We start from the raw sequence: 12,488 nt of genomic DNA, 5'->3' as shown, positions 1-12,488 counted from the left end.
GCATTCCGGCGGGCTTATTGTCAGTCAAGCATGGTTAACGACCGAGGCGAAAGAAGCTCCCGAATTCGGCAACAGCTTGTTTGTCTCATTTTCCAATCTTGGAATTACTGTAGGGGCTTCTATCGGTGGTTGGTTTATTTCTCACTTGGGAATACATCAACTCATCTGGAGCGGAATTATGTTTACATTGCTTGCTTTCGTATTGATTATGGTAAAAATAAAAATTTCCAAATCGAATGCAGAGGAAGTAAACGTGCGTTAAACTAATGGGACACGATAGTTCAATAAAAACATAGAAGCAGCCAATCATAATGATCGGCTGCTTTACTCAAGTACATTAAATGCTGAAGGAATCCATCAATCGTTTACCGATTTCATAAGCAACTCGGCTCGTTACAGCATTGCCTGCCATTTTATATAATTGGGAATCGCTTATCCCATATCCTTTGAGTGTATAAAACCAATCGTCCGGAAAAGACTGCAGTCGAAAACATTCAAGAGGTGTTAGTTTGCGAATACGATAACCATCATAGATTCCATGTTTGTCCTGTGCTGTTAGCGTAAAAGATGGTTCCCCTGGCTCCTTAAATCGACGTCCGTTCTGCCTTTTCTCTTCGCGGTCAGGTGTTAATACAGCCATGGGTTCCATGACCCCTGTACGCGCTTGATTGGCTCCTAATCCTTTGAAATAACTTGCATCTAAACAAGCAGCTTCCCCTGTTTCGTTGACAGCTGTCTTTTGTGATACATTAACTAAAATTTTGTTACCTTCACCCTTATTCGTTGTAAGTGTCGGCGCTAGTCCGTTTGCAGAAATGACTTGGCCATTCATACCTCTTCCGCTCGGATTTACATTTCCAGCGATCATAACCTTAGAAGCTATTGTTTTAGAGTCTTTAGCAGGCTTGTTGTTTTCATCTCTGAAAGGAAATATTTTTCGTTCACTTGATCCTCTAAGACTTGCGACAATGAAGACACGTTCTCTGTTTTGTGGCACATAGGCCGAGCTGTTAAGCACACACCACCCCCCCACGTACCCCAACTCATCCAGCGTTCCGATGATAGTCTCGAACGTTCTCCCTTTGTCATGATTGAGGAGTCCTGTGACGTTTTCAAGGAGTATAAATTCAGGTTTGAAAATAGATGCGAACCTGATGATCTCAAAGAATACTGTCCCTCTAATAGCGTCGTTAAATCCTTCACGCTTTCCAGCAATGGAGAAAGCCTGGCAAGGAAATCCGGCAACGATTCCTTGAATTGGTCCTCGTTCTCTTCCAAGAAGTCGAATATGGTCATCTGTGACGGATCTGACATCATAAGCACTCCACATCCTTTCGTTCATTATCATCGCTATATACAGGAGTATCATCTACAAAAGAATATCCCCCAGAGATATTAAGATCGGAATGATTCGCAATTCCTGTATCCAAAACCGCTATCTTTACGCCATGGCCAGCAAAACCATTCTCAGTACTTAAATCAGCACCAATAGAATGTGTACCCCATGAAGTAATTTGTCTTGAAAATAAGTCATAGAGTGAAGACATAATCACTTAATACCACTATTCTTCTATTTATTGATCACATACTCTATTAAAGTAGCATTTAACAACAGTGGCACTATAGAGTTATTAAAATCGCTCACATTAACCATTCATTTTCACTTGGACTGCGCTTAACCCCTCTGAAAATGGAGAAGCATCTTTAAATTTTGGTTCAATTGCAAACTCGCCATTTGGCTTGATATACCCCCATTTCTTATCTACCTTAGCAGGAGCAAGATTTTCAGCAACAAAGTTTTCTACATCATTAAAGGTAGGATCTATCACCATTTGTCCGGTTTTATCTATAAAGCCATACCTTTTACCAACCAAAACCGATGCTAAACCTCTATGGAAGCCTTCCGTATATTTAAAGCGCAATGGAATCTTTACTTGGCCATTTTTATCAATATATCCATACTTTTTATTTATACTTACAGCTGCCAAACCCTCTGAAAACAATATAGGAGAATCGTATATTGGATCTATTGTAAATTCCCCTGCAATGTTGACACACCCATACTTCCCATCCTTAGCTTTCACCGTCACCATACCATCAACAAAGTGCACTGCTCCATCGTAGATCGGAGCTGTTATCATATTCCCTTCAACATCAATAAAAGCTAATTTCCCATTTGGTGCTAAAACTCTGGCGTAACCTTCAGAAAAAATATATGCCTGCTCATATACTGCAGGAATTGCTATGTTTCCTTCTTTGTCTAAGTATCCAAAATTACTACGGTCAGTAAACAACGCTCGGCCACATGAAAAGTTACTCACAAAAGAATAGTTCGTTTCTAATACTGTTGTGCCATCTTTTGAAATAAACCTGCTCTTTCCTTCAACATCACAGGATGCCAGCCCTCCTTCAAATGAAGTAGCAAAATCAAAAACAGGTTCAATAACAAATCCACCATCTCGATCGATATAACCATATTTATAAACTTTCATTATAGTCAGTCCTCTAACTGTAATTTGTGAAAAAATAACTAAATTTATAATGTACCGATTTACTCAAAGGTATCAGGTTATCATCAATTCTATTTTTCATTCCATATGTGTTCGTGCCTCCGTACCTCCTCGGTATTATATGATGTATATCAGTACCCTTCCATGAATATGATACTGGAGCGTTTGCCGTTCTCTATTACATAATGCTTTCCTTCAACGCCCCAGTTGATCAGGACTTGAGCCTGTTCGGACGCCAGGTAGTCAAGGAATTGCTTCAGCCCATATCCTTATCCGTAAGTCAGAATAAGGCGCTGATGCACATTGCGGAGTCTGATCCGATGTACTAGAAGCCAATGCCAATGAATCGTCGTTAATCAATAAAGACCTCTGACTTTGGCCAGTGCCTTTATCAAAAATTCACTTCTATCCTTCGCTTTCGAGGATCTACTATTCAATCCACGATCTCTAAAGTGATCTTGTATACATAGATGCCCTTTTCGATTTTATATTCATCGTGAATATTTTTGGTCCATCCAGTATCTCCACCAAGACCTGCATGTTTGTAATCGATATGAAGGAAAACAGAATCGGATGTGCCAAGCTCGTCCTCATAGGCGGCATTGTCATACTGTCCGATGCTGTACTGATGGATGTCAAAATGGAAGTGACCCGCCGAGGTAACTTTTACGTTGCGGTCATCCGCCGACACATACAAATAACGGACATCTTCCTTGCCCCCGCACTCAACCGGCACGATGTAGGGAACATGCTGTTCTTCAACAGAGCTTTCATATATACCGATGAAGGCAGCCGCTTTACGGTCCGCATAGTTCTCCCATGGCCCGCGGCCATACCATTTGATACTCTTCCAGGCAGCAGGGAAGGTAAAGCTCAGACCGATTCTCGGTAAGGTATCGACATTAGCATTATTCACGACAGTGTTAGTAATTTCAATGCCTTTACCTCCAATCGCATACTCCGTAAGTGTTTCAATGCATCCATGATAAAGAACATGAACCTGAATGATGACTGATGCAGGCGCTGCATATACCCGGATATTCTTGATCTCTTTCTGATCGGAGTCCAGCCCGAGGCTTCTCCAATCATCTGCATAGTTTAGCGTCTCACCAGGCACACCTGCGTCTATCCCCGTTGGCGGCCGATAGAAATTGTTCGCTCCGCCCGTAAAGTAGTCTTGATTATTGTATCTGACAGAAATGAACTCTGCCGTTTCTTTCGAGAAGACCACGTTCGTATTTTCATTATAAATATGAATTCGATCCGCAGCTTCTTCATATACCAGGCTCCCACTTTGAATATCCCCGGTATGTATTTCATATACGGAATCTTTCAACTCGACCTGGTATGCATAGATACAGGTTCCCTTATTTGCATAATAGGTGTCCTCGTTCAGATAAGCATAAAAATTCAGGAACGCTTCCCCAGAGACCTTGGTTGGATCGTATGGTGCCTGAAGACTTTCGATAGCTCCGGCCGGCGTGTGTAATCGGGGTAATGTACCGTTTTCCACAACCTTCCCGTCGCAAACAAGTTCCCAACCGATGTCCAGGTGGCTTAAGTCCCGATGCGTATAATGATTATAAATTCGATAACTTTTATTACCGGAAACATCATAAGGCCGTTCAAAATAATCGATCTGGACGGGAGCTTGTATATTTTTAATTTCATAGGCAGCCGGTTTCAGCGTTAAATCCGGAAATATAATGCCGTTCAGGCACATATCGGGCGCGGAATCAATAATCTCTTCCTGGAATGCGCCGCCATAAACATATTTTTTGTTCCCAGATTCATCATGCCGGACAAGCGCTTTATCCTGGAAATCCCAAATGAAGCCGCCCTGAAACCGCGGGAATTTATAAATAAGGTCCCAGAATTCCTTGAAATTCCCGTTGCTGTTGCTTTTCGCGTACGCATATTCACACATAATAAACGGCCGCAAGTCATCGCTGCTCGTCATGCAATCCACGATCCAATCCTTCTGAGGATACATGGGCGCCATGATATCGGAAATATTGGCCGGAGGATTTAAGGACTCATACTGAACATATCTTGTTTTATCATATTCCTTCATCCACCCGTACATGGCAGCATGGTTCGCTCCGTAACCGGACTCATTTCCCAAGGACCACAGAATGATCGAGGGATGATTCTTATCTCGCAACACCATCCGTGCTGCACGTTCCATATAAGCATGCGTCCATTCGGGAGATGCGCTGAGCTGGCCGCCGATGCCATGGGTCTCAATATTGGCCTCATCCACAACATATATGCCCAGTTCATCACAAAGGTCGTACCATTCGACGGCATGCGGATAGTGACTCGTTCTTACCGCATTGATATTTAGCGATTTCATGATCTTGATCTGCTCACTCATATACTCCGTTGACACCACGCGCCCCGTTTCGGGACAAAATGCATGAAGGTTGGTTCCGCGAATTATGAGACGTTTGCCGTTAATTTTCAATATCCCGGTGTTATCGATGCTGATTTCTCGGAAGCCGACATTTGCACTCTCGATGTCAACGACATTTCCGTCAGGGTCGATCATTTCCAATACCAATTTATAGAGGTAAGGAATTTCGTCGCTCCACAATTGGGGACTCTTAATGGTTTGTTTGACTTTCGCCACATAGTTGTCTTGCAGGTAGGATCTGAAATCCGCAAACTTCGGCGTCTCAAATTGCGTAACCAATTTTCGATCGTGATCATAAAGAGACAGACGCACGTGAGCTTCCCCATAACAGCTTGCTTGATTATTAGGATAAACCGTCACGGCTAAATCGGCATTGTCATAATCACCCGGGAAAAGCGTTTCGATTTTATAATCATGAATTCGCATTCGCGGTTTTGCATAAATCAGAACATCTCTGAAAATACCCGATAGATGCCAGTAGTCCTGATCCTCCAGATAAGAACCGGCTCCGAATCGCATCACCTGAACGGCCAAATGGTTTTGCCCCGTTTGGATGTAATCGGTAATATCAAAAGAAGCGTTAAGCTTGCTGTCCTGCGAATAACCGACGAACTTCCCGTTTAACCACAGATAAAAGCAGGATTCCACACCGGCAAAATCGATAAACAAATCTCTGCCGTTAAAATGTTCAGGAATTTCGAACGATAGGACATAACATCCGGTGAGGTTATCCTCCGGCACATAAGGCGGATTCAAAACAAATTCATCTTGCTTCAGTTGAATTTCGTGATGAGAGTCCGCCCCCTTCCGCGAAAAGGGATACTTAATATTAGTGTATATAGGTTTCCCGTATCCGAACAACTCCCAGTTGGAAGGAACAGGGATATCATCCCATTTGGACACGTCATATGCAGGATGATAAAACTCATCAGTTACTACATCCGGAGATGAAAACGTTTTAAATTTCCAAGTGCCGTTTAAGCAATTTACGTATTTTGACGCTCTCCGGTCGCCGCTTAGCGCCTGTTCCACGGTTTCGTATATTCCATACGGCTCATGCATGGGATGACGGTTCTTGTGAGCGACATGCGGATTCTCCCAGTCTCTGTTCAGCTTCATACGTTTCGAATAACCCCCTCATAAATTGTCTTAATTGGTTGTGCTATGAAAGTCGATACCCTTATAATATAAGGACAAGTTTTCATATAAAATGTTAGGTCTGGTAATTCATTTATCCATTTTGGTAGGTGCGGTGACGATATGAATTTCGATGCTATAAAAGAAAACGATGTCGTATACCGGTGTATCGGAGACGATTTCGACCTGGGCATTTTGTCATGCGGCTTTATGAGAAAAAGAACGGCAGAGCGCTCCCAGTATGACTTCAGGATCGGATATTACAGCTGTTTGTTGGTCCTGCAAGGCAACGGACGATTTATCTCAAAGGAAGGCACTGTTATTACAATGCAAGCAGGGGATCTGGTACAACGTTTGCCCGATCGTATGCACTCCACCGAAATCGAGCCGAATGGGGAATGGATCGAGTTTTATATCAGCATAGGTTATCCTGTCTATCATTACCTCAAAACGCTAGGCATCATAAATTCCGACCAAGAGGTGCAGCCGACACGACATACAAGCGATATTTTGAATGAATTTGCCGCCCTGCTGAACTCTCTTAAATCCGCTGTAGATGAAAGGCTCCCCTATTTGCTGATGAAAGCTCAAGAACTCATTATCCGTTTGCACGGCAGCGTACATCATACTCAGAGAGAGCACAATGATCATAAAATCTCAAAAGCTTGCCAACTAATCGGCGGCGCCAATGATATTCATTACGATATTAAGGAAGCCGCAGCAGCTGTAAATATGGGCTATGAGAATTTCAGGAAGCTATTTAAAGCCACAACCGGAGTTTCCCCTCAGCGGTACCACATTGAACATTTAATGAAACAGGCCAAAATGATGCTCCTCTCCGGACTCCCCATTAAACACGTAGCCGTTAGTCTTGGTTATGGGGATATTTATTCCTTTACCAAACAATTTACGAAATCGGAAGGAATGCCTCCAGGACGTTATATCCGTAACCGCCACAGATAAGCAAGAAACTAAGCAAAGGCAGGAGGATCTTGCTTAATAAAAAATCAGAAAAGGAAGCGAGATATCGTTCCTTCGCTTCCCTTATCATTCATCAGTTTTTCGGCTCTTGATAAATTTCAAAAGACAAGAGTTTAATTAAATCAATCGCAATTCACAGCATGAGAGTGATAAATAAATATAGCATTTTGTTTTTCTTTTACTGGAGAATTAAAAGGTTGACCATTATTTTCATTCTGATGAGTATTATTATTGGTAGCCGTATCGTTATTCTTCTGAGGTTCATCATCTTGAGGGTCACATTAGTTTGGATGTGTTGAAATAATTGTTGGTGATTGGTTATTTAAACCAATCGTTGATGAGGTGGATAAAACTGGAGTTTCAGTTGTTATAGCTTCTACCTTTTCATCTAATCCAGATATGCTGGCGAACAATAAACTTTCTGGTTTCAAGAAATTAATCCCCGTCAGAAAATGAAGCAAGGAATTGTTAAGTTGTTCGCCTGTGAAGCGCGAATGAAGAAAACCTTCAGGTATTAGGCGATTCATGACGTTCGATTTCTTCTTGATTTTCGCGGTAGGTGCCGGGAGTCGTTCCCGTGTATTTTTTGAACACCTTCGCGAAGTAGTGCTTGGTATCGAAGCCGACCTGACGGCTGATCGCGCAAACGGTCGAATGAGGCTGCGTTTTCAGCAGCTTTTGCGCTTCCCGGATTCGTAACGCATTCAAGTAATTGACGAGGGTGTCTCCCGTCTCCTTCTTGAACAAGCTGCTAATATAATTCGGATGCAGACTCATGCGATCCGCAAGATGGTCGAGGGACAGAGCGTTCATATAGTTCATTTGCAAATAGGCCAATATCCGTTCGGCGTGCCGACTGTAATCCGAATCCGATGCGGCGGGGAGCTCCTCCTTCACGCGGCTCAGCAGGGACGCGATTTCCTTTTTGTCCAAAGGCTTCAGCAAGTAATCTACGACGCCCGAGCGAAGGGCCTGACGGACATAGTCGAACTCGTCATAGCCGGTCAGGATAATAAATCGATCGCATAACCCCTCAAGCCTGGCCTCCTGAATTAATTCGAATCCGTTCTTCTCCGGCATATGGATATCCGTTATCGTCACAGCGGGCATAAAGCGCTTCATTGTCTCTAATGCCTCCGGGGCATTGAGGGCCGAGCAAATGTCGGAACCGACAGGCGCGACTTCCTCGACGATTTTAACTAACCCTTTCAGAATCAAAGGTTCGTCGTCTACGATCAAGATCTTCAACGTCCGCCACCTTCCTTTTCACGATGATAATGCGCAAGCAGGCTCCTTTGCCCGACTCGCTGAGGATTTCCAGTCGGGATTCTCCTCCGAAGAAGCTTTTGACTCGTTCGTTGACGTTTTTTAAACCTACGCCGACCTGCTCCTCTGCCTTTCTAGGCTCGTCGTGCCTGGACAGCCGTTCGCGAAGCGCGAGAAGCTTCTCCGGCGTAATCCCGTTGCCGTTGTCGGTAACGTCGATCGTAATCTCGCTTTCCGTTTCCGTCGCCTGCAGCGAGATATGGACGGGTCGAAGGACGGCGGAAGCTCCATGCACGATCGCATTTTCGATAAGCGGCTGCAAAAGGAATCGCGGACAAGCCAGCCGTTCGGCATCCAGCGCAACTTGAATTTCAAAAGTCAGCCTGCTTTGGAGCCTCATTTTGTGGATGTTCATATAAAAGGAAACCATCTCGATTTCCTTCGCAAGAACCGTTTCTTCCCGCGCGGACGACAAGCTGTACCGCATCAGTTTCCCGAACCAGAAGGAAATATCGGCGACTTCCTTGTCGTCGTTAGCCTCGGCGACCATGCGGATCGTCTCGAGCGTGTTATAGAGGAAATGAGGCTTGATCTGCGCTTGCAGCACCTGGTATGCCGCTTCTTTGTTGCGCATTTCAGCTCGATGGACGTTGTTGATGAGCTCGTCCATTCGCCGGACCATCGCGTTATAGGTGACGATCAGGAAGCCGATTTCATCCTTTTCGAACTTGCCGTTTTTGATCGTCAGCTGCCTGAGGTTATTGTCGTTCAGCGTACGCATATGCCGGGCCAACCGAAGAATCCGTTTGGTAATCGTCGAAGCCAGCAGGTAATAGGCGATGGATAGAGCGATCAACAGCAGCACGATCATCGTCACCAAGACGATTTCCTTCTTCTTCACGGAACGGAATACTTCTCCCACCTGACCGGTGACGATGACGCGAACGTCCAGCGGCTCGAGCTTCAGCTGATTGACGATCGTTTGCCGGTTGATAAAAAATTTCCTGTCATCCGCTTGCAGAAGACGCAATGTCTTCTTGTCCAACGCCGGCGCTTCGTTCGTCAACGGATCACCCTGTCCGGACAACAGCAACGCTCTCCAACTTCCTTCCACACCCGCGGCCGCATAGAAGTTATGGATTAAACTTTTGCGTACCCGAATTTCAAGAAGGCCGATTCGCTCCGTAATTTGCGTATTGTAAATGTACTGGTAATAGATCAGGTCCGGATCCGACGCCGCGGGATCGGCGCGCAGCCATTTCCCCTGTCCGGCTTTCAGGGACGAGACGGTTTGTTCCGTTTGCGGATCCAGCATAGACCGGTCGCGAAACAGATTGGTGATGGGCAATACCCGATCCTTCATCTTATAAATGACGATGGATTCGATCTCCGGATTAGCGAACATCGATTGCGTGTTCAGCGGGAGAATATAGCGGGTAAGCGCGTAGATGCTGTCCGCGTCGGATTCGTATACGCCGTCCAGATAATCGGTCAAGTAAGGATTGTATTGCAGCACCCGGTGGACCGACTGAATTCGGGCGAAATCCGTTTTCAGATTGGCGTAAGCCTGCTCCAGGATTTTCTGCCTGCTCTCCACGAATTGTTGCGTCAGGTTGCCGTAGATTTGCGTGTAATAGTGATAACCGAATGCCAGAACAGGGATAAAGATCATAATCACGTAACCAAGCACGATTTTGCGCATGATGCTCAAGGCGGCGTTTCCCTCCGATGCGGAATCCATATATCGTTAACATATCATGTACTAAAGAATTCCGATAGAGGCGCATCCCTCCCAGATTTACAATTCCGCAAACCCCGGTTAACGTGAGAACGGATCAAATTGAAACGATTCGCCAGCCTTCACGGTGTATCGGATCGATCGCTTCCTATAGCGCAGCGTACAAGGCATTCCGCAAAGGGAGCGGATCTCGGCTCCGATTAAGCTTCCTTTCGCCCAAGTCATGCCGACTTCGAATCCCCCTCTGGCGCGAAAGCCCGAGACGGAGCCTTCCGGCCATGTTTCCGGCAAGGCAGGAAGCAATTCGATTTCGTATTCGGCTTTTCCGTTTCGATAGCGGGATCGGCTTTGCAGCAGCATTTCCGCAATACCCGCGGTTCCGCCGAAATTGGCGTCGATCTGCATCGGAAACGGCTCATGCTGATTGAGCAGATTCGGATTGGTCGATCCCGCCAAGAGATCGACGAGCCGCTTGCGCGCGCTCTCCCCGTCTCGCAATCTGGCGTGCAGTGCTATCCGCCAAGCAGCCGGCCAAGCCAGGATTCGGTCCTTGCTCCGATGGCGAAGCTCGAGGCTTTTGCGCGCCCCCTCGAACGTTTCGGGCGTATTCTCGGATATCTGATTGCCGGGATATAAGCCGTAAAGGTGAGAAACGTGGCCGTTCGAATCTTCCGGTCGATCCCAATCCTCCGGCCATTCCTGCAATTGGCCGAATCGTCCGATTTGCATGGGGGGGATCCGGTCCAGAACCTTTCGGATTTCGTGTTCGAACGCCGAATTTTCGCCCAGCAGCTCGCTTGCGATCAAACAACGTTCGAGCAAGTCTCGGATCAACTGCACGTCCATCGTGGACGAGATCGTGAGATGCCTTCTTCGATCGCGGCCGTCCCGATACGCGTTCTCTGGTGAATAGGAAGGATTGGTAATCAGCAGACCGGCGAATTTGACGCCTTCGGGAGCCTCCACCAGGAAGTCCATCACGAATCGGGCGGCTTCTTTCATGGCAGGGTAGGCCCGTACCCTCAGAAAGTCAAGGTCGGGATTGTATTCGAAGTGATCCCATAAGTGCTGGACCAACCATACCCCGCCCATCGGCCATATTCCGGCATGGATGTCGACCGGGGCCGCGGCGCGCCATAAATCGGTATTGTGGTGGACGACGAAGCCCTTCGCGCCGTAATAGAGTTCCGCCGTGCGCGCGCCGGTGACGCGAAGATCGTCGATCAGATCGAACAGCGGCAGGTGGCATTCCGGCAAGTTTCCGACCTCCGCCGGCCAGTAATTCATCTGGACGTTGATGTTGGTCGTCCATTTGCTTCCCCATTCCGGCCATTCTTCTTCATTCCATATGCCTTGCAAGTTGGAAGGCTGATCGCCCGGTCTGGAAGACGCAATGAGCAAATACCGGCCGAACTGAAAATATAACGCGGCGAGCGACGGGTCCTCCGTCTCCCGAATGTCGAGTACGCGCCGATCCGTCGGACGCCGCTTGCCGCCAGTTTGCTCGTCCGCCCCGGCTCCCCATAGCCTTATCGAGACTCGTTCATACAAGGCTTTATGGTCTTCGACGTGTTCGTCCAGCAACTCGCGATAAGGTCGTTCGGAGACGCGCGCCATATACCGATTGTTCAATTCCGAAGGATCGCCCCCGATGTCCCGGTAGTTCAAGAAGCTTGTCGCTCCGGAAAAAACGAGGGTTACGGCACTCGCTTCCGCTATGCGCAGGACGCCGTCGCCGGCCGCGCACGAGCCGCCTTCGCAAAAAGCCGTGAGCCTCCCTTCGAATCGGAGTCCCGGACCTTCCCAAGAGCCGCTCCAATTTCTTGGACCCTTGCGCGTTCCGGTCCGTCCAGTCAGCCGAATCGCACGGCTTCCGTCCGATTGAACGGACGCATCGGGGTGGACGCTGGACAAAGACGCGTCTACGGCGATACTGCCCCGCTCGCCGCATGAAAGCCGAATCACCAGGCAGCCGCTCGGGCGGGAACAGAAGATTTCGCGCGTGTATTCGCATCCGTCGGCTTCATAGGATACGGTCGCCACCGCCCGCCGCAGATCCAATTCACGCCGATATCGCGTAACCTCGCGATGCCCGGGGAACGCCAGATTCAGCTCGCAAAAAGGCAGGTAGGCTTGCAGATGGATCGGCTCGCCCATCATGCGGTCCAGAAACAGCCGCTCCGCCTCCTCGATCCGATCATTGAAAATCAGGCTCCGGACTTCTTGCAAATATTGCCCCGCGTCCGGCCGGTTATAATCATGCGGCGCCCCCGACCACAACGTCTCCTCGTTGATCGGGATTCTTTCCGTTTCCGCTGCTCCGAACACCATTGCTCCCAGCCGTCCGTTGCCAATCGGAAGAGCCTCTTTCCATACCGTACCGGGCGAATCATACTCCAGCTTCATCATTTTCCCGCCTTTCCGTTCTCCCATTTGCCTT

The 12,488-nt window shown here is 47.3% G+C and carries 9 protein-coding genes and 1 pseudogene; 2 read left to right on the top strand and 8 right to left on the bottom strand.

The window, feature by feature from the left end:
* Window positions 1-262, top strand: a pseudogene (locus tag AC1DOV_RS33140) (MFS transporter); the annotation flags it as partial.
* 75 nt (window positions 263-337) lie between these two features.
* Here AC1DOV_RS33140 and dcm read toward each other — a convergent pair.
* From dcm to AC1DOV_RS33120, 4 genes are all read right to left on the bottom strand, one after another.
* A complete protein-coding gene (gene dcm, locus AC1DOV_RS33135) occupies window positions 338-1,330 on the bottom strand; it encodes a DNA (cytosine-5-)-methyltransferase (protein WP_477552015.1) in 993 nt (330 codons plus the stop codon).
* A complete protein-coding gene (locus tag AC1DOV_RS33130; protein WP_477512846.1) occupies window positions 1,314-1,553 on the bottom strand; it encodes a hypothetical protein in 240 nt (79 codons plus the stop codon). The genes dcm and AC1DOV_RS33130 overlap by 17 nt, the downstream gene beginning before the upstream one ends.
* Before the next feature lie 93 nt (window positions 1,554-1,646).
* Window positions 1,647-2,492, bottom strand: coding sequence for a WG repeat-containing protein (locus AC1DOV_RS33125; protein WP_477552014.1), 846 nt, complete (start codon window positions 2,490-2,492; stop codon window positions 1,647-1,649).
* Between the two features lie 451 nt (window positions 2,493-2,943).
* Window positions 2,944-6,045 (bottom strand): glycoside hydrolase family 2 TIM barrel-domain containing protein, encoded by a 3,102-nt coding sequence (locus AC1DOV_RS33120; RefSeq protein WP_477552013.1) that lies wholly within the window; start codon window positions 6,043-6,045, stop codon window positions 2,944-2,946.
* Between the two features lie 141 nt (window positions 6,046-6,186).
* On the opposite strand from AC1DOV_RS33120, the gene AC1DOV_RS33115 reads away from it, so the two are divergent.
* Entirely contained in the window at window positions 6,187-7,026 is an 840-nt protein-coding gene (locus AC1DOV_RS33115; protein ID WP_477512849.1) for a helix-turn-helix domain-containing protein, read from the top strand.
* A 299-nt stretch (window positions 7,027-7,325) separates the two neighbouring features.
* Here the strand turns inward: AC1DOV_RS33115 and AC1DOV_RS33110 are convergent, their stop codons facing one another.
* The 4 genes from AC1DOV_RS33110 to AC1DOV_RS33095 form a co-directional block, all read right to left on the bottom strand.
* Window positions 7,326-7,571 (bottom strand): hypothetical protein, encoded by a 246-nt coding sequence (locus tag AC1DOV_RS33110; RefSeq protein ID WP_477552012.1) that lies wholly within the window; start codon window positions 7,569-7,571, stop codon window positions 7,326-7,328.
* On the bottom strand, window positions 7,552-8,292 hold the full coding sequence (locus tag AC1DOV_RS33105; RefSeq protein ID WP_477552011.1) for a response regulator transcription factor: 741 nt from the start codon (window positions 8,290-8,292) through the stop codon (window positions 7,552-7,554). Before AC1DOV_RS33105 ends, AC1DOV_RS33110 begins: the two co-directional genes overlap by 20 nt.
* The gene (locus AC1DOV_RS33100; protein WP_477512859.1) at window positions 8,240-10,012 is read right to left on the bottom strand and encodes a sensor histidine kinase; all 1,773 of its coding nucleotides are present in this window, start codon (window positions 10,010-10,012) and stop codon (window positions 8,240-8,242) included. The genes AC1DOV_RS33105 and AC1DOV_RS33100 overlap by 53 nt, the downstream gene beginning before the upstream one ends.
* A 117-nt stretch (window positions 10,013-10,129) precedes the next feature.
* Window positions 10,130-12,457, bottom strand: coding sequence for a glycoside hydrolase family 95 protein (locus AC1DOV_RS33095; RefSeq protein ID WP_477512852.1), 2,328 nt, complete (start codon window positions 12,455-12,457; stop codon window positions 10,130-10,132).
* Window positions 12,458-12,488 lie beyond the last annotated feature (31 nt).

The organism is Paenibacillus sp. 01T47 (assembly GCF_056398245.1).
This window is presented reverse-complemented; position numbering and strand designations above follow the sequence as displayed.

Coding starts and splice junctions, on each gene's coding strand:
- AC1DOV_RS33125 (WP_477552014.1), bottom strand. CDS start 2,492: ATGAAAGTTTATAAATATGGTTATATCGATCGAGATGGTGGATTTGTT.
- AC1DOV_RS33095 (WP_477512852.1), bottom strand. CDS start 12,457: ATGATGAAGCTGGAGTATGATTCGCCCGGTACGGTATGGAAAGAGGCT.
- AC1DOV_RS33110 (WP_477552012.1), bottom strand. CDS start 7,571: ATGAATCGCCTAATACCTGAAGGTTTTCTTCATTCGCGCTTCACAGGC.
- dcm (WP_477552015.1), bottom strand. CDS start 1,330: ATGTGGAGTGCTTATGATGTCAGATCCGTCACAGATGACCATATTCGA.
- AC1DOV_RS33120 (WP_477552013.1), bottom strand. CDS start 6,045: ATGAAGCTGAACAGAGACTGGGAGAATCCGCATGTCGCTCACAAGAAC.
- AC1DOV_RS33100 (WP_477512859.1), bottom strand. CDS start 10,012: ATGCGCAAAATCGTGCTTGGTTACGTGATTATGATCTTTATCCCTGTT.
- AC1DOV_RS33115 (WP_477512849.1), top strand. CDS start 6,187: ATGAATTTCGATGCTATAAAAGAAAACGATGTCGTATACCGGTGTATC.